Origin of the sequence: Streptomyces sp. NPDC102451 (genome assembly GCF_044765485.1) — a bacterium.
Taxonomy (GTDB): Bacteria; Actinomycetota; Actinomycetes; order Streptomycetales; family Streptomycetaceae; genus Streptomyces.
Map to the genome: position 1 here is coordinate 200,483 of NZ_JBIWKD010000014.1, position 17,201 is coordinate 217,683.

Annotated in this window: 15 protein-coding genes and 2 pseudogenes; 5 read left to right on the top strand and 12 right to left on the bottom strand. The window is 70.5% G+C overall.

What is annotated here, in order from left to right:
- Position 1: 1 nt before the first annotated feature.
- Both ACIRD8_RS27590 and ACIRD8_RS27595 read right to left on the bottom strand, forming a co-directional pair.
- On the bottom strand, positions 2–2,218 hold the full coding sequence (locus ACIRD8_RS27590) for an MMPL family transporter (protein WP_403996988.1): 2,217 nt from the start codon (positions 2,216–2,218) through the stop codon (positions 2–4).
- A 122-nt stretch (positions 2,219–2,340) separates the two neighbouring features.
- The gene (locus ACIRD8_RS27595) at positions 2,341–2,913 is read right to left on the bottom strand and encodes a TetR/AcrR family transcriptional regulator (protein WP_403996991.1); all 573 of its coding nucleotides are present in this window, start codon (positions 2,911–2,913) and stop codon (positions 2,341–2,343) included.
- A 178-nt stretch (positions 2,914–3,091) separates the two neighbouring features.
- On the opposite strand from ACIRD8_RS27595, the gene ACIRD8_RS27600 reads away from it, so the two are divergent.
- A complete protein-coding gene (locus ACIRD8_RS27600; protein WP_403996994.1) occupies positions 3,092–6,505 on the top strand; it encodes a S41 family peptidase in 3,414 nt (1,137 codons plus the stop codon).
- 220 nt (positions 6,506–6,725) lie between these two features.
- On the opposite strand, the gene ACIRD8_RS27605 is transcribed toward ACIRD8_RS27600, so the two are convergent.
- The 4 genes from ACIRD8_RS27605 to ACIRD8_RS27620 all read right to left on the bottom strand — a co-directional run bounded on the left by ACIRD8_RS27605 (position 6,726) and on the right by ACIRD8_RS27620 (position 10,376).
- A complete protein-coding gene (locus ACIRD8_RS27605; RefSeq protein ID WP_403996997.1) occupies positions 6,726–6,935 on the bottom strand; it encodes a hypothetical protein in 210 nt (69 codons plus the stop codon).
- Between the two features lie 89 nt (positions 6,936–7,024).
- The gene (locus ACIRD8_RS27610; protein WP_403997000.1) at positions 7,025–7,906 is read right to left on the bottom strand and encodes an SDR family oxidoreductase; all 882 of its coding nucleotides are present in this window, start codon (positions 7,904–7,906) and stop codon (positions 7,025–7,027) included.
- Positions 7,903–8,859: an alpha/beta fold hydrolase gene (locus ACIRD8_RS27615; RefSeq protein WP_403997003.1), complete on the bottom strand. Its 957-nt coding sequence runs from the start codon at positions 8,857–8,859 to the stop codon at positions 7,903–7,905. The genes ACIRD8_RS27610 and ACIRD8_RS27615 overlap by 4 nt, the downstream gene beginning before the upstream one ends.
- Positions 8,856–10,376, bottom strand: a complete 1,521-nt coding sequence (locus tag ACIRD8_RS27620; protein ID WP_403997005.1) for a flavin-containing monooxygenase — start codon at positions 10,374–10,376, stop codon at positions 8,856–8,858. The genes ACIRD8_RS27615 and ACIRD8_RS27620 overlap by 4 nt, the downstream gene beginning before the upstream one ends.
- Positions 10,377–10,542: 166 nt before the next feature.
- Between ACIRD8_RS27620 and ACIRD8_RS27625 the strand changes: the two genes are divergently transcribed.
- Positions 10,543–11,172: a MerR family transcriptional regulator gene (locus ACIRD8_RS27625; protein ID WP_403997069.1), complete on the top strand. Its 630-nt coding sequence runs from the start codon at positions 10,543–10,545 to the stop codon at positions 11,170–11,172.
- On the opposite strand, the gene ACIRD8_RS27630 is transcribed toward ACIRD8_RS27625, so the two are convergent.
- Positions 11,160–11,975, bottom strand: a complete 816-nt coding sequence (locus ACIRD8_RS27630) for an exodeoxyribonuclease III (RefSeq protein WP_403997008.1) — start codon at positions 11,973–11,975, stop codon at positions 11,160–11,162. The genes ACIRD8_RS27625 and ACIRD8_RS27630 overlap by 13 nt on opposite strands.
- A 50-nt stretch (positions 11,976–12,025) precedes the next feature.
- On the opposite strand from ACIRD8_RS27630, the gene ACIRD8_RS27635 reads away from it, so the two are divergent.
- Entirely contained in the window at positions 12,026–12,514 is a 489-nt protein-coding gene (locus ACIRD8_RS27635; RefSeq protein ID WP_403997011.1) for a GNAT family N-acetyltransferase, read from the top strand.
- Here the strand turns inward: ACIRD8_RS27635 and ACIRD8_RS27640 are convergent.
- Both ACIRD8_RS27640 and ACIRD8_RS27645 read right to left on the bottom strand, forming a co-directional pair.
- Positions 12,511–13,329 carry an SAM-dependent methyltransferase gene (locus ACIRD8_RS27640; protein WP_403997014.1) on the bottom strand — a complete coding sequence of 273 codons (819 nt, stop codon included), beginning with the start codon at positions 13,327–13,329 and terminating at the stop codon, positions 12,511–12,513. The genes ACIRD8_RS27635 and ACIRD8_RS27640 overlap by 4 nt on opposite strands.
- 96 nt (positions 13,330–13,425) lie before the next feature.
- Complete coding sequence (locus tag ACIRD8_RS27645) at positions 13,426–13,821, bottom strand: ATP-binding protein (RefSeq protein WP_403997017.1); 396 nt, start codon at positions 13,819–13,821, stop codon at positions 13,426–13,428.
- Here ACIRD8_RS27645 and ACIRD8_RS27650 point away from each other — a divergent pair.
- Positions 13,747–14,509, top strand: a pseudogene (locus ACIRD8_RS27650) (Scr1 family TA system antitoxin-like transcriptional regulator). The gene ACIRD8_RS27645 and the pseudogene ACIRD8_RS27650 overlap by 75 nt on opposite strands.
- On the top strand, positions 14,506–14,712 hold the full coding sequence (locus ACIRD8_RS27655; protein WP_403997020.1) for a DUF397 domain-containing protein: 207 nt from the start codon (positions 14,506–14,508) through the stop codon (positions 14,710–14,712). Before ACIRD8_RS27650 ends, ACIRD8_RS27655 begins: the two are co-directional and overlap by 4 nt.
- Before the next feature lie 6 nt (positions 14,713–14,718).
- On the opposite strand, the gene ACIRD8_RS27660 is transcribed toward ACIRD8_RS27655, so the two are convergent.
- The 3 genes and pseudogenes from ACIRD8_RS27660 to ACIRD8_RS27670 all read right to left on the bottom strand — a co-directional run bounded on the left by ACIRD8_RS27660 (position 14,719) and on the right by ACIRD8_RS27670 (position 17,083).
- Complete coding sequence (locus ACIRD8_RS27660) at positions 14,719–15,651, bottom strand: MarR family transcriptional regulator (protein WP_403997023.1); 933 nt, start codon at positions 15,649–15,651, stop codon at positions 14,719–14,721.
- 432 nt (positions 15,652–16,083) lie between these two features.
- Positions 16,084–16,184, bottom strand: a pseudogene (locus ACIRD8_RS27665) (bifunctional 5,10-methylene-tetrahydrofolate dehydrogenase/5,10-methylene-tetrahydrofolate cyclohydrolase); the annotation flags it as partial.
- A gap of 41 nt (positions 16,185–16,225) precedes the next feature.
- Positions 16,226–17,083, bottom strand: coding sequence for a histidine kinase (locus tag ACIRD8_RS27670; protein WP_403997026.1), 858 nt, complete (start codon positions 17,081–17,083; stop codon positions 16,226–16,228).
- Positions 17,084–17,201 lie beyond the last annotated feature (118 nt).

Here is a 17,201-nt window from a genome sequence, read left to right on the forward strand (position 1 = left end):
GTCAGACGCGGACCAGCTCCCGCTCGCCGCCGCCCTCGGACGGCCCGTCCTCGGCGAGGTCCTTACGCAGGCCCTCACCCTCGACGTCCACGTTGGGCAGCGCACGGTCCAGCCAGCGCGGCAGCCACCAGGCGCGCCTGCCGAGCAGGGCGAGCACCGCCGGCACGATCGCCATCCGCACCACGAAGGCGTCGAAGAAGACGGCGATGGCCAGCGAGAAGCCGATCATCTTGATCATCTGCTCCGAGGAGCCGATGAAGCCGGCGAAGACGGCCATCATGATCACCGCGGCGGCCGTGACCACCCGGGCGCCGTGCTTGAAGCCGGTGACGATCGCCTGGCCGGGGGTCTCCCCATGGACGTACGCCTCGCGCATCCGCGTGACCAGGAAGACCTCGTAGTCCATCGCGAGGCCGAAGACCACGCCGACCATGAAGATCGGCATCATGCTCATGATCGGACCGGTCTGCTCGACCCCGAAGAGCGAGCCCAGCCAGCCCCACTGGAAGACCGCGACGACCGCGCCCAGGGCCGCGACGACCGAGAGCAGGAAGCCGAGGGCCGCCTTCAGCGGGACGAGGACCGAGCGGAAGACCACCATCAGGAGCAGGAAGGCCAGGCCGACGACGAGCGCCAGGTAGGGCAGCAGCGCGTCGTTCATCTTCTCCGAGAAGTCGATGTTCATCGCCGTGGCACCGGTGACCAGCACCTCGGCACCCGTGTCGCTCTTGATGCCGTCGCCCGCGTCACGGATGGCGTGGACCACGTTCTCCGTCTCGACGGAGCTCGGCCGGTCCTTGGGGATGACCGTGATGGTCGCGGTGTCGCCGGCCTTGTTGAAGACGGCCGGAGTGACCGCGGCGACGCCGCCGGAGCCCTCGATCTCGTCGGAGACCCTGTTCACCGCGGCCTTGCCGTCGGAGCTCTTGCTGGTGTCGACGACGACCATCAGCGGGCCGTTGAACCCGGGGCCGAAGCCGTCGGAGAGCATGTCGTAGGCCTGGCGCTGCGTGGTCGACTTCGGCTGGGCGCCGTCGTCCGGCAGACCCATCTCCAGCGAGGCGGCCGGTACGGCGATGGCGCCGAGGCCGAGGACACCCACCAGCAGCACCCACACCGGGCGGCGCAGCACGAACCGGGCCCAGCGGGTACCCATGTTCGGCTTCGCCTCGGGCTTGTTCTCCGCCTCGGCGGCCTTGCGCGCCTTGCGGCCCAGGACCCGCTTGCCCGCGAAGCCCAGCAGCGCCGGGACGAGGGTGAGGGCGATGAGGACGGCGATCGCGACCGTACCGGCGGCGGCGAAGCCCATCTTGGAGAGCATGGGGATGTTGACGACGGCGAGGCCGACCAGCGCGATGACGACGGTCAGACCGGCGAAGACCACGGCGGACCCGGCCGTTCCCACGGCCCGCCCGGCGGCTTCCTCACGCTCCCGGCCCTCGGCCAGTTCGGCGCGGTAGCGGGAGACGATGAACAGCGCGTAGTCGATGCCGACCGCGAGGCCGATCATCATCGCGAGCGTCGAGGTGGTGGAGCCCAGGTCCAGGACGTTGGCCAGCGCGGTGATCGTCGAGACCCCGATACCGACCCCGATGAGGGCGGTCAGCAGCGGCAGCCCCGCGGCGATCAGCGAGCCGAAGGTGATCACCAGGACGACGGCGGCGATGGCGACACCGATGATCTCGGTGGCCCCCGTCTCCGGCATCACCTGGAGCGCGTCACCGCCGATCTCCACCTTCATGCCGCTGTCCTGCGCGTCGTGGCCCACGTCCTCCAGGGCCTCCCGCGTCGCGTCGGTCAGCTCCATCGAGCTGACCTTGTAGGACACGGAGATGTACGCGGTCGAGCCGTCCTTGCTGACGGCGTTCGCCTTGTACGGGTCGGCGACGGAGGCGATCTGGTCCGAGCCGGACTTCAGTTCGCCGACGATCCCCTGGATCTCGGACTTGTTCGCCGCCTGGGACACCTTCTCGCCCTCGGGGGCCTTGAAGACGATCCGGGCGGTGGCGCCGTCGGCGCTGCCGCCGGGGAAGCGCTCCTCCAGCAGGTCGAAGGCCTTCTGGGCCTCCGTGCCGGGGATCGAGAAGGAGCTGGAGGTGGCGGTGGCGGCGGACGAGGCACCGAACCCGGCCAGCGCCAGCAGGGCCACCCAGATCAGGGCGACGTAACGGCGACGCCGGAAGGCGAGCCGTCCCAGTTTGTACAGGAATGTAGCCACGGAGGGGTTACTCCCGGTCAGGTCGTTGAGTGGAAGAGGGCGTGAGGAACCAGCCCGACGACGAGAGCGGCGTGTCAGGTGGAGCGTCGGAGACAGGTCGTACGGGAGGAGAAAAGGGGACGTCAGACGCCGAGGGCGGGGAACACCACGGATTCCGCGTAGTCGATGAGGAACGCCTGGTCGACAGGGCGGTCGTCGACCAGCTCCCGTGCGGCGAAGGCGCCGATCATCATGTGGGGCACATAAGGAAGCGCCGAATTGTCCGGCGGGACTTCCCCTCTGTCCACGGCCCGCTGGAGCATCGCCCCGAGTCCGGTCATCTCCGGCTCGATCAGCAGCTCGCGCAGTGCCTGGAAGAGATCGGGGTTGTTGTGGACGGCATGGCTCAGACCCCGCAGCAGTGCGGAGTTCTTCTCCATCTGGCAGTCGTCGGTGCGCCCCATCACGGCGAGGAAGTCGCCGCGGAGCGAACCGGTGTCGACATCGCCGAGGTGCACCGGCTTGTCGTTCCGGAGCGCCTTGACGACCAGCTCGGCCTTGCTCCCCCACTGGCGGTAGAGGGTGGCCTTGCTGGAACGGGTGCGGGCGGCGACGGCGTCCATGGTCAGGGCTTCGTAGCCGACCTCGCCGAGCAGGTCGAGCACGGCCTCGTACAGCTCGTTCTCACGTTCGGGCGTGAGCCGGCTGCGTGCCATGGGTCGACCTCCTCTTCCTCGCGCCTGCTGGATCGTACGCCAGTCGAAGATCAACTAACGGAACGAAACTGTTTCGTACACTTCGAAGATACTCCCCGCCCCAAGCGAAACGAAACAGTTTCGCTTGTGTCCTGCACCACAAGTTGCCGCGGGCCCTTCACACGGAAAGCATTGGAGGGTGAGTGACGACGTCGCGTATCTCCGTTTCCCGCACCTCCACAAGGATTTGCTCTGCTTCGCGGCGGAGGACGACCTCTGGGTCGCCCCTCTCGCCCCGGCGGGGCAACGGCCCGGCCGGGCGTGGCGGCTGACCATCGACCGGACCAGGGTCAGTCATCCGCGCTTCTCGCCCGACGGCAGCCGCATCGCCTACACGACCTGGCGCACGCTCGACCCAGAGATCCACCTCGTCCCCGTCGAGGGCGGGCCCGCCCGCAGGCTCACCTACTGGGGGTCGACCGACGCCCGGGTCTGCGGCTGGAGCCCCGACCCCGGGGACTCGTCCCAGATCCTCGCCGTGTCCTCGCACAACCAGCCGTTCTCGTACTTCTCCTGGGCGTACAGCGTCCCCACCGACGGAAGCCCCGGCGGCAAGCTCCCCTGGGGGCCCGTCTCCGACATCGCGGTCGCCGACATCGACGGCGAGCGGCGCACCCTGCTCCTCACCGGAAAGCCGCCGCACGAGCCGGCGGCCTGGAAGCGGTACCGGGGCGGCGCCATGGGCCGGCTCTGGCTGCACGGCGAGCGGCTGCTGCCGGACATCGACGGGCACCTGGACGCGCCGATGTTCGTCGGGCGCCGCATCGCGTTCCTCTCCGACCACCAGGGCGTCGGCAATCTGTACTCCTGCCTGATGGACGGCAGCGATCTGCGCCGGCACACGGACCACGACGCGTTCTACGCCCGGCACGCCTCCAGCGACGGCAGCCGGGTGGTCTACCAGTGCGGCGGCGACCTGTGGCTGGTCGACGACCTGGAGTCCAAGGACGCGAAGCCCCGGAAACTGGACGTACGGCTCGGAGGGCCCCGGACCGGCAGGCGTACGTACCAGGTGCCGGCGTCCAGCAACGTCGACTCGCTGGCCGTCGACGAGACGGGCCGGGCGAGCGCCGTCTCCGTGCGCGGCAGCCTGTACTGGCTCACCCACCGCGACGGCCCCGCCCGTACGATCGCCGACACCCCGGGGGTGCGGGTCCGGCTGCCGGAGATGCTCGGCAGCAGCGGCCAGGTCGCGTACGTCACGGACGCGGAGGGCGACGACGCGGTCGAGATCGCCTACCTCCCCCGGGCCAGCGGCGACCGCCCGCCCCGCCGGCTGGCCGCCGGGCAGCTGGGCAGGGTCCACGAGCTGATCTCCGACCCGGAGGGCGAACGGCTGGCCATCGCGTCGAACGACGGCCGGCTCCTGCTGCTGGACACGGGGGAGGGCGCGGAGGCCGGGATCGTCGACGTCGTCGAGGTCATCGAGGACCTGGAGAGCGGCCGCGTCGAAGGCAGCCTCGTGGAATCCGGGGCCGCCGGGGCCGGGGACAGCGGGGCCGGTGGCACCGGGGCCGGGGACACCACGGAGGTCACCGAGCTCATCCGTTCCGTGAACGGCCCGGTCCGCGATCTCGCGTTCTCCCCGGACGGCCACTGGCTGACCTGGTCGCACCCCGGCGTGGGCCGGTCACTGCGGCAGATCAAACTCGCGCGGATCACCGGCCCCGACGCCCCGGTGATAGTGGATGTCACCAACGGCCGCTTCGAGGACGAGAACCCCGTCTTCACCGGCGACGGCCGCTATCTCGCCTTCCTGTCCTGGCGCGGCTTCGACCCGGTGTACGACGTCCACACCGGCGACCTCTCCTTCCCGCTGGGCTGCCGCCCCTATCTGGTCCCCCTCTCCTCCGCCACCCCCTCCCCCTTCGCCCTGCTCCCGGACGGCAGGCCGGCGGCGGGCGGCCTGGACCCGGTGGACATCCCCGAGGGCCCGGTCGAGGGGCCGACGGTCATGGTGGAGTTCGAGGGGCTGGAGAACAGGGTCACCCCGTTCCCCGTCTCCGCGTCGAAGTACTCGGGGCTCCAACCGGTCAGCGGCGGCGGCCTCGTCTGGCTGCGCTGGCCGATCTCCGGGGCGCTGGGCGAGACCTTCGCGAACCCGGCGGACATGTCCGGCCGGCCCACGCTGGAGCACTTCAACATCGCCAAGGCCCGCAAGACCGAACTGGTCGGCCACCTCGACTGGTTCGCGGTCAGCGGGGACGCGACCCGGCTGGTCGTCATGGACGACGGCGAGCTGCGCGCCGTACCGTCCAACGAGCCCGGCGACAACGACACGACGGTCTTCCTCGACCTGCGCCGCATCCTGCACGACGTCGACCCGGCGGCGGAATGGCGCCAGGCGTACGGGGAGGCCGGACGCATCACCCGGGCCTACTTCTGGGAACCGGACATGTGCGGCATCGACTGGGACGGCGTGCTGGAGCAGTACCGTCCGCTGGTCGAACGCGTCGCCTCACCCGACGAGTTCGCCGATCTGCTGCGCGAGGTCCTCGGCGAGCTCGGCACCTCCCACGCGTACGTCTCGCCGGCCCGCCGCAACGAGGGACCCCCGCACTACCAGCGGGCGATCGGCCTGCTGGGCGCCAACCTCGTGTGCCGCGACGGCGACTGGACGGTGCAGCGCGTCCTGCCCGGCGACTCCTCGGACTCCAAGGCCCGTTCACCGCTCGCCGGTACGGGCATCAGGGAGGGCGCCGTCCTCACCCATGTCGATGGCCGGCCGGTCGACCCGGTGGCGGGCCCGTACCCGCTGCTGACGGCGGCGGGCGGCACCACGGTGGAGCTGACGTTCCGCCCGGCCGGGGGCGAGTGCGGCGGCCGGTCCCGGCGCATCGCGATCGTCCCCCTGGTCGACGAACGCCCCCTGCGCTACCAGGACTGGGTGGCCAAGCGCCGTGAGGTCGTACGGGAATTGAGCCACGGCAAGTGCGGCTACCTGCACATCCCCGACATGGGCGGCTCCGGCTGGGCCCAGTTCAACCGGGATCTGCGGCTGGAGGTCTCGCGTCCGGCGCTGATCGTGGACGTACGGGGCAACGCGGGCGGCCACATCAGCGAGCTGGTCGTCGAGAAGCTCACCCGCACCATCCTCGGCTGGGACCTGACCCGCAACGCCCAGGCGGTCAGTTACGCCTCCAACGCCCCCCGGGGCCCGGTCGTCGCCCTGGCCGACGAGGCCACGTCCTCGGACGGCGACATGATCACGGCCGCGTTCCGGCTGCTGAAGCTGGGCCCTGTGGTGGGCCAGCGCACCTGGGGCGGCGTGGTGGGGATGACCGGCCGGCACAAGCTCGGCGACGGCACGGTGATCACGGTGCCGATGAACGCGGCCTGGTTCGACACGTACGGCTGGTCCGTCGAGAACTACGGCGTCGAGCCCGACCTGGAGGCCCTGCGCACCCCGCTGGACTGGGCGGAGGGCCGCCACGCGGTACTGGACGACGCGGTCAGGATCGCCCTGGACCTGCTGGCCGCCCACCCGGCAGCCACACCCCCCAGCTACGACACGGCCCCGAACCTACGCAGGCCCCCACTGCCCCCGAGGTAGCCGCCCAGCCCGGCCAGATCAAGCTCAGCCCACAAACCAAGCCCAGCCCGGCACAATCAAGCTCAGCCCGGCACAATCAAGCCCCTCCGGCGATTGAGGAGCGGGGGACCGGGGCGGAGCCCCGAAAGCCGCACCGCGCACCCCGCACCCCGCACCCCGCAAAGAAGGGGCGTACCCAGAACCCTGGGTACGCCCCAACAGACCTCAGACGCGCAGTGCGTCAGCGACCGGAACGCTCACGCGCCTGGTCCGCAGCGTCCTGCGCCCGGTCGCGGGCGCCGGGCCGACGGCCCTGCGCCTGGTCCTGGGCACGGTCCGAGCGGTCCGAGGAACGCTCACGCGCCTCGTCCCGCTTGCCGCCGGCCTTCTGCTGCTTGGCCTGGTCGGCAAGCTCCTGCGCCTTGTCCTTGAACTGGTCTGCGATGCCCATGCTGTTCACTCCTATGTGGGTGCGTGGGGTCGGTCCCGGTGGGACCTCGCTCAGACTTACACACCCGGACATTCACCGCATTTCGATCATCAACGAGAGACGCGGGCCTTCCGGTCGGCCTCGCCACCGGCCCCCACGAGCCCCTTGCTGACCCCGTCGAGCCGCGACCCGAACCGCTTCATCTCGCGCTGCCCGACGGTCCCGACCACCATCGGCAGGTACCCCCGGATCGACTGCATCCCGCGCAGCCACCACTGGGCGTACACGTGCGCGGAGCGCCGTTCGATCCCGGCCACGATCCGGTCGACCGCCGGACCCAGGGGGTACGTGCGGTTCGTCGGCCACGGCAGCCGCTGCCGCAACTCCCGCATGACGTCGTCCTCGTCGGCACCGCGCACCATGTCCGTGTCGGTCCAGGACAGATAGCCGACCCCGACCCGCACACCCCGGTGTCCGACCTCGCCGCGCAGGCAGTGCGCGAAGGCCTCCACGCCCGACTTGGACGCGCAGTACGCGCTCATCATCGGCGCCGGGGTGATCGCGGCCAGCGACGCTATCTGGAGGAAGTAGCCGCGGCTCTCCATGAGCACCGGCAGGAACGCCCGCGCCGTCACCGCGCCGCCTATCAGGTTCACCTCGATGACCCGCCGCCACGCCTCCGGGTCGGAGTCCACGAGCGGTCCCCCGGAGGCGACACCCGCGTTGGCGACGACGATGTCGATCTTCCCGAAGCGCGCCTTGACCTCCTCGGCGACCCGGCTCATCGCCTCGTGGTCGGTGACGTCCGCGTGCCAGTGGCCGCTCTCCGAATGCAGCCGCTCCGAGACCTTCTTCAGCTCGTCCGGCTCCAGGCCGACCAGCGCCAGTGTGGCGCCCCGCGCCGACAGCTTGCGGGCCAGCAGCTCGCCCACTCCCCGCGCGGCGCCCGTGACGACGACGACCTGACCTTCGAGACTCCGCCTGCCGCTCATGCGACCTCCTCCTCGCTCACGGCTTCCGCCGTACTGCCCGCGCCTTCCACAGTGACGTACAGGGCCACCAGCTCGCGCAGCTTCGCCGTGACCGCCTCGGGCGCCTCGACCGGCGTCATATGGCCCATGCCCGCCAGCTCGGTGAGCCCGAGGCTCTGCGGCAGCGCCGCTTCGATGGCCCTCGCGTGCACGGGCGGCGTCAGCCGGTCCTCCGTACCCGCGATCACCGCCGTCGGCAGCCGCAGTTCCCGTACGCGCGCCTCGAGGTCGAGCTCCGCGAGCACGTGTCCCCAGGCGACCCGCGCCCTGCGGGGACACGCGTGGACGATCCTGGCACAGGCGTCCACCCGTTCCGGGGCCGAACCGCGCCCCATCGTGGCGTACTTGAGAATCGCCCTGGACACCGCGTTGACCGGCCCGAGCGGCGCCCGAGCGCCGAGGACGGCGGTGGTCATCCGGGTGCGGAGCGCACCGGCCCGCAGCGGGAGCACCAGCGACTCGGCCGTCAGCCGCGAACTGCCGGTGCTGCACAGCAGCACGGCCGCCCCGTGCTCCCGTACGGCGGCGCGGCCGGCCGCCGCCATCAGCGTCATCCCGCCCATGGAGTGGCCGGCGAGCACCGCCTTACGGCCCGGCTCCAGGGTGGCCTTCAGAACCGCTTCGAGGTCGTCGGCCAGCGCACGCGTGCTGTATCCGCCCGGACCGGCCTCGGGCGTACGCCCATGGCCGCGCTGGTCGTAGACGACGACCCGGTGGTCCACCGCCAGGTCCCGCACCTGGGCGTCCCAGAAGCGGGTGTTGCAGGTCCAGCCGTGGGCCAGGACGACGGCGGGGGCGTCCTCGGGGCCGTGCAGCTCGACATGGATGCGTGAGCCGTCGGCGGAGACGACGCTCAGTTCGCGTACGGGAACGGGTACGGGCGGGGTGTCCGCCCGCTGCGTCAGCCGGCTCATCGTGCGGCCTCCTCGGTCACGGCCTGCGCCGTGGAATGGACGGCGGGGGGACGGACGACCTCGTACTCCCCCAGGTCGACCGAGCGCGTGGCCCGCCGGAACTCGGCGGTCGTGCCCGGCCAGACGGTGGTGTTGCGCCCGTTGGCGTCGAGGTACCAGCTGGTGCAGCCGCCGGTGTTCCAGACGGTCCGCTTCATCCGGTCCTGGACCCGCCGGTTCCAGGCGCCCACGGCGGACGGCCGCGCGTCGAGCGCGACACGGCCGCCCAGGACGTCCAGCTGGCGCAGGTAGTCGGCCATGTAGTTCAGCTGGGACTCGATCATGAGGATCATCGAGGAGTTCCCGAGCCCCGTGTTGGGGCCGATGATCGTCATCCAGTTGGGGAAGCCGGCGGCGGTCGCGCCCCGCAGCGCCTGCATCTCGTCCTTCCAGGACTCGGCGAGGGTGATGCCGTCGGCGCCGACGACCCGGTTCGCGATCGGCATGTCCGTCACATGGAAGCCGGTACCGAGGATGATCACGTCGGCCTCGGTCTCCGTACCGTCCGACCCGACCAGGGTGGAGCCCCGTACCTCGGAGAGCCCTGAGTCGACGACGTCCACATTCGGCTGCGCGAGCGCCGGGTAGTAGGCGTTGGAGAGCAGGATGCGCTTGCAGCCGATGCGGTACGAGGGTGTCAGCTTGGCCCGCAGCGCCGGGTCCTTGATCGCCCGCGCCATGTTCGACTTGGCTATCGACTCGACGATCCCGAGCTGGTTGGGGTGCTTGGTGAAGGCGCCCACCTGCAACTCCCGGATGCCCCACAGGAGTCCGCGCCGCGCGGTGGCGGTGAAGGGGAGCGTCCGGTGCAGCCACTTCTCGGCACCGCTGATGGCACGGTCCATGCGCGGCATCACCCAGGGCGGGGTCCGCTGGAAGAGGGTGAGCCGGCCGGCCTTCGGCTGGATCTCCGGGACGATCTGGATCGCCGAGGCGCCGGTCCCGACCACGGCGACGCGCTTGCCGCTCAGGTCGTAGTCGTGGTCCCACTGCGCGGAGTGGAAGACCTTGCCGGGGAATTCGGCGAGCCCCGGGATGTCCGGGAGCTTCGGGTCGGAGAGCGGGCCGGTGGCGGAGACGACGGCGTCGGCGGTGATCGTGGAACCGTTCGCCGCCTCGATCACCCAGTGCAGCTCGTCGTTGTCCCAGCGCATGACCGTGACTTCATGGTTCAGCCTGATGTGCGGGCGCAGCCCGAAGGTGTCGGCCACGTGCTCCAGATAGGCGCGGATGTGCTGCTGCCCCGAGAAGGTGCGCGGCCAGTCCGGGTTGGGCGCGAAGGAGAACGAGTACAGGTGGGACGGGACGTCGCAGGCGCAGCCCGGGTAGCTGTTGTCCCGCCAGGTGCCGCCGACGGCGGCGGCACGTTCGAGGACCAGGAAGTCGGTGACGCCTTCGCGGCGGAGCCGGACCGCGGCTCCGAGGCCCCCGAATCCGGATCCGATCACCGCCACTCGTACATGCTCGTGCTGGGCCATGCTGCCTCCCCGCGGTACGTGATACGACTCTGCCAGCAATCACTGGCATTGTTGGGAGAGTAGAGCAGCTCCGTACTGATGGGTAGGGGGCGGGACGAGGAAAGTTACCGGCGGTACAACATAGGGTGCGGGTGTGGCTGAAGGACGCGAGCACCGCGAGTACCGCATGGAGGAGCTGGCCGAGGAGGCCGGCATCACCGTGCGCACCCTGCGCTTCTACCGGGAGCGCGGCCTGATCCACCCACCTCGCCGCGAGGGCCGCATCGCCTGGTACGACGACCACCACCTGGCCCGGCTGCGCACCATCACGGGCCTGCTGGAGCGGGGCCACACCCTCAACGGCATCGCCGACCTCGCCACCACCTTCGACAGCGGCCGCGATGTCGCCGAGGTGCTCGGCCTGGGCGAACCGACCGAGGAGACCCCGGTCCGGCTCACGCCCGAGCAGCTCGCCGACTACTTCCAGGACCAGGCCACGGCGGAGAACCTCGCCGCCGCCATGGAGCTGGGCTACCTCGGCATCGACGGCGACGAGATCGTCCACATAAGCCGCCGCCTGCTGGAGGCATCCTCCGAACTGGTGCGCGCCGGGGTCCCGCTCGACGCCGTACTCACCGCGGGCCGCCAGGTCCGCGAGCACGCCGACGCCCTGGCCGACCTCTTCGTACGCGTCCTGCGCACCCACACCGCACACACCGAGCCGGACCAACTACGCACGCTGGCCCAGGCGGTGGTGGACGCCGAGCTGTCGATGGCGCTGGACCGGCGGCTGCGCAAGGACGATCAGCGCTCGTAGGTGACCGTCACCGGCGCGTGGTCGCTCCACCGCTCGCCGTGCGTGGCGGCTCGCTCCACCCACGCCTTGACCGCGCGGCCGGCGAGACCGGGCGTGGCCACCTGGCAGTCGATGCGCCATCCCGCATCGTTGTCGAAGGCCCGGCCCCGGTAGGACCACCAGGAGTACGGGCCCTCCTCGTCCGGGTGCAGCGCGCGGACCACGTCCACGTACGCCGCCTCGTCGAAGACCCGGGTGAGCCACGCCCGCTCCTCGGGGAGGAAGCCGGAGCTCTTCCTGTTGGCCTTCCAGTTCTTGAGGTCGGCCTCCTGGTGCGCGATGTTCCAGTCGCCGCACACGACCACCTCGCGCCCCTCGGCGGCCGCCCGCGCCTTCAGCCCCTGGAGATAGGGGAGGAAGGCCGCCATGAAGCGCTCCTTCTCCTCCTGCCGCTCCGTGCCGACCTCACCGGACGGGAGGTAGAGGCTGGCGACCGTCACGCCCGGGAGGTCCACCTCGACGTAGCGACCGGAGGTGTCGAATTCGCCACTCCCCGGGACCTCGAACCCGCCGAACCCGATCTGGACGCGCTCCGGCGCGTGCCGCGTGTAGAGGGCCACGCCCGCGCGCCCCTTGGCGGCGGCCGGGGCGTACACGACGTGCCAGCCCTCGGGCTCACGCACCTCCTCGGGGAGCTGCTGCGCTTCGGCGCGGACTTCCTGGAGGCAGATCACATCGGCCTCGGTCTGCCCCAGCCACTCGACGAAGCCCTTCTTCGCGGCGGCACGGAGCCCGTTCACATTCACGGTGGTAACAGTCAGCATCCAGGTACAGTACCTACACACCCCCTGCGCATACATGTACCATCGTGCGCATGCTTATCCAACCTCGGCCCTTCGACCACCCCGACGCCGTGAAACTCAACGACCAGGTGCAGCTCGAATACGCCGAGCGCTACGGCGACGAGGGCGACATCACACCGCTCGACGCCGCCATGTTCGATCCGCCGCGCGGACTGTACCTGCTCGCCTACGACGAGCAGGCCCGCCCACTGGCCACCGGAGGCTGGCGCAGCCAGGAGCGGAACGACGAGGGGTACTCCGACGGCGACGCCGAGATCAAGCGGATGTTCGTCGTCCCCGAGGGCCGCGGCCGGGGCCTCGCCCGCCGGATCCTCGCCACCCTGGAGGCCGACGCCCACGCGGCCGGCCGCATCCGCATGGTCCTGGAGACCGGCGACCAGCAGCCCGAGGCGATCGCGCTGTACACGTCGAGCGGCTACACGGTCTGCGAGAAGTTCGGCCACTACCGGACGTACGACAGCAGCATCTGCATGGCGAAGCCCCTGGGCCTGCCCGCCTAGGAAACCTGTCGGCCAGGGAACCAGCCCGGCTGGGGAACCCGCGCCACTCCGACGTAGAACCCGCTCCGCTCGTACACCGGCGCCGGCTCCTCGCGGTACCACTCGGGCGCGGTGACGAGCCCCGGCTCGACGAGCTCCAGCCCCTCGAAGAACGGCTCGACCTCCGCGCGCGTACGCATCCGCAGCGAGATCGCGCCCTTCTTGTACGCCGTCTCCGTCTCCTGCTTGAGCTCCGGGTGCTGATCGGCGGTCCCGTGCGACAGCACCAGGTAACTCCCCGGCGGCAGCGCCCCGACCAGCGTGCGGGTGATGCTGTACGGGTCCTGCTCGTCCGGCAGGAAGTGCATCAGTGCGATGAGGGACAGCGCGACGGGCCTCGTGAAGTCCAGCAGCTTGCCCGCCTGTTCGAGGATCGCCTCCGGCTGCCGCACATCCGCGTGCATGTAGTCGGTCGCACCGTCGGGGTGGCTCACCAGCAGGGCTTCCGCGTGACGGAGCACGATGGGGTCGTTGTCCGCGTAGACGACCTGGGCGCTCGGGGTGACGGCCTGGACGATCTGGTGCAGATTCGGCGCGGTGGGGATGCCGGTCCCGATGTCCAGGAACTGGTCGACGCCCTGCCCGGCCAGCCAGGCGGACGCCCGGTGCATGAACGCCCGGTTCCGTGCCGCGTTGGCCCGCGCCTCGGCGGGCAGCTTCTCCGCGACCTCCTGGTCGACCGGGTAGTTGTCCTTCCCGCCGAGCAGCCAGTCGTAGACCCGTGCCGGGTGCGGCTTGCTGGTGTCGATACGGGAGCTGGGTATTCCGGCTGTCACAGGACGCCTCCATACGGAACCACGAACAGGCACCCCGCCCCCCGGCCCGCGCAGCCCTCAACACCGGTCACCGCAGGCGCAGATGAGCGAGGAGGCCTAGGTTACCGCCGGCACGGCGACCTCGGCCCAGACGGTCTTGCCCGGTGCCCCCTCCCGTGGCACGACGCCCCAGGCCTCGACGAGCGCATCGACCAGCACCAGCCCCCGGCCGGCCTCCCCGTCGGCGGACGTACCGCCACGGACGACGGGCCAGCACTCCCCCCGCGTATCGGCGACCTCCACACGCACCCGCTCCCCGGTCACCCGGACCAGCCGCAGCAACGTCTCCCGCCCCGGCACCAGCCCGTGCGTGACCGCGTTCGCGGCCAGCTCACCGACGACCAGGCTCACGGTGTCGTTCACAGCTTCGGCCGTCAGGTGAAACTGCTGCGCGAGGCGGCGGGCCTCACCCAGGCGGAACTGGGCACGAGCGTCGGCTACGGCGAGGCGCACATCGCTTCGGTCGAGCAGGGCCGACGCATCCCGAAGCCGGAGATGGTCGAGGCGGTCGACCGGGCGGTGGACGGTCGTGGGGTGCTGGTGGCGATGAAGGGGGAGGTGGGGCGGGCCCGGTATCCGTCGTTCTTCCGTCAGTACGCGCAGTTGGAGGCGGAGGCTGCCCAGCTGCACGCGTACGACAGCCATGTGGTGAAGGGGCTGTTGCAGACGGAGGCGTACGCGCGTGCCGTGTTCGAGATGTGGCGTCCACTGCTGGATTCCGACACGGTGGAACAGCGCGTCGCCGCGCGCATGGAGCGGCAGAAACTCTTCTCACGGCGCCCGGCACCGCTGCTGAGCTTCGTCATCGAGGAGACCGTCCTCCGGCGTCCACTCGGCGGGACGCAGCGTCCTGCGCGGCCAGTTGGAGCAGCTTCTGCACTTCGGGCACGAGCGGAACATCGAGATCCAGGTCATGCCGACCGATCGCGAGGAACACGCCGGGCTGGCCGGGGCGTTCACGTTGCTCCACATCGGAGATCAGCGCAGGATGGCGTACATGGAGGTGCAGGACCGGAGCGCACTGCACTCGGATCCGAGGACGGTCGGCGCATTCGAATCGACCTACGGCGTACTCCGGGCCCAGGCGCTCACTCCGAGGGAGTCGCTGGCCTTCATCGAGAGGCTGTTGGGAGAGCAATGAGTACTGAAGTACCGAAACCACACTCGATCCGGCGGACATGGTTCACAAGCAGCTACAGCGCGGGCAACGGCGGCGACTGCGTCGAGGTGGCAGCCACCGACACCTCCGTCCACATCCGCGACTCCAAGCGGCCGGCTGGGCCTGTCCTCGCTGTCGGGCCGGGCCAGTGGGCGGCGTTCGTACGGATGGCCGCGCAGGACTGAATCCGCTCAGGGCATCCGGAGCTTGTCGCGGAGGAGCCGCATGTGGGCCTCGATGTCGCGCTCGGCGAGCGGTTCGCCGGGTTCTTTCGGAGGGGCCTGGCGACAGGAGCGGCAGAGACCGTCGGGCAGTGCGTCGGCGGGCCCGGGGCGCCCGCATTCGCTGCATTCGACCAGCAGGCGGCGTACGGAGGCCTCCGGCGCGGCAGGGGTCTGCGGCAGCTGCGCCGGAACCTTGTCGGTGAGGCGGCGGCGTACGAATCCGACGGGCGAACCGACCTGGTCGGGCAGCCCGGACGTCAGGGCGCGGGCCATGTAGTCGGCGTCCACGCCGCGCTCGAACCAGACGGCGGCGAGGCTCTCCAGGGCCGTGCAGTCGGCGGCGGAGAGCGCCAGGCGCGGCTCCGTGCGACCGAGCCGGGCCAGGGCGAGGTAGGCGGGGGGCGGCCCGGCGGGGTCGGGCTGCGGCGCTTCCGGGGTTCGCTGCAGCGGGACTGCCGGGGCCTCGCAGGCGGGCCCTTCAGGCGCGGCGACTCCACTGCCGCCGGTCGCGAGCCGCTCGGCCCACCACTCGTTGTCGCGGGCGGTGCGGGACCAGAAGGTGAGGGTGACCCAGCGGCTCTGACCGAGGGACTCCACGCGGCAGCGCACATGACGGAGGTGCCCGGCCACGGCGAGCGCCCTGAGAGCGGACCCGATGGCCATCTGGCCGTACAACGGCAGGTCCTTGGCGAGGGACTTGATGTCCATGGCGGCGCCGTCGGGCAGATGGTCGACGTACCCGGCGACGTACCGCTCACGCTCGGGGAGCAGGGCGAAGTCATCGGCGGAGAAGGGCCGTTGATCGGGCGCGGATCGCTTGCCGTAGCCGGTACGGGCCTGGCGGTAGGGGCGTGAGGATGCGGGCGCACTCGGGGCGGAGTTAGTCTGCTGAACAGCCACGGGATCGGCCTGTCTCTGATCTTGGGGTGAGACCCCGGCCGGTGCTCTAACACCGCGTCGGGGTCGCTTCGTTGCACGCACCGTAAGCAGTCGCGACTCTGCGCCGCAACTCGCTCACGATTAGTCATACTTGCTGGCCGTGACGGGGTAGGGAGGGTGGGAAGGTTTTTTCCTTCCCCTTCTTTTCCCTTCTTTTCCCAGCCGGATGAACAACAGCGCTCGACTCCCGACTCTCGGATCCCGACCCCCGGATCCCGAAGCTCAAGCGCCGGGCCGGAGCCCTCCCCCGCCCACTCGAACGAGTGACACCTCGGTCCCGAAGCTCGGCCCCCCGAGCTTCGGGACTCGGGCGCCGGGCGACGCTCAGGGCGCCCCGCGCCCCCGCTCGACGGCCTCCACCGTCTGCGCGAGCAGGACCGCATTGGTCATCGACTTGCCGAGGATCGCACTGCGGCCCACACGACGAAGTGCTTGCCGGACAACTGGACGTCGTACGCGTCCAGCAGCCGCATGATGCCGCCGGGGATGCACGACGTCGGGCGGGCAGACACAGCGACCTGCCCTACAGGCCGGATTACCCGTCAGCGGACGGACGGCCTGCCGCCCGCCGGAGTTCGGCTGCATCGGGCAGAAGCCCGGTGATCCGCTTCCAGATCGTCCCGGCCTCCGCGCGGACGATCCGGAAGGGTGCATCCGGGGTAACCCGGTCCTCGGGCACGGGTTCGGTGGGCAGCTCACGCAGCCAGTACCCGAGGCGACCGCAGTCCCAGACGGCGAAACCACGGGCCTCCGCGACATCCCTGCCGTCGACCTGGTTGCGCCAGGCCGCCGTCAGGCGCCAGCTCGACCGCAGCTCGGAGATCAGGTCGGCAAGGAGGGTCAGCGCCGGCCCGGGCAGTCCGCCGCCCGCTGCGAGGGCCGTGCGGATGGCCACGAGCTCCTCCTCGGCGGTCCGGCCGAGGCTCGCGCCCTCCAGGATCGCGAGACCCGCCTCGGCGGTGCCGATGGTCGTCTCGACAACAGAGGCAGCCGTGTCATGGTCAGTCGAAGACCGCTGCAGGTTCACCATGTCGGCGAGCTTCCACACCAGCATCTTCGGCTCAACGCAGGAGTACTCGGCCTCACCCTCACCCGGCCACACTTCATGCGCGACGACGTGCTCCTCACCGATGAGCATGCCGTGGTGCAGCCGCCCCTGACGACCGGCGGATTCCAGCGAGATGACCACACCCGGTGAGAGGACCGTCTTCATCAGCGGCAGCAGCAGCGGGGACAGCTTGTCCGCCTCGTCGATGAGGCCGCAGTCCAGCAGCTCCTGCCGGGCTGTCGTGAACTCTTCGGGCACCGCGCTCCCCGCAGCCAGCTCGGAGAGCACGATCAGATGCTCGTCGGCCAGCCGGAAACGGGACCGGGAAATGTCGAACGAAGGCATACACACTCACTTGATAGTGGCTTAGACCGTGTCCTATGTGGTGAGTCGGAGGAGTCGCTTGTAGCAGCAAAGGGCGGCGGCGAGGCCGAGAAAGGCCAGGTAGTTGCGGGGTTGGCGT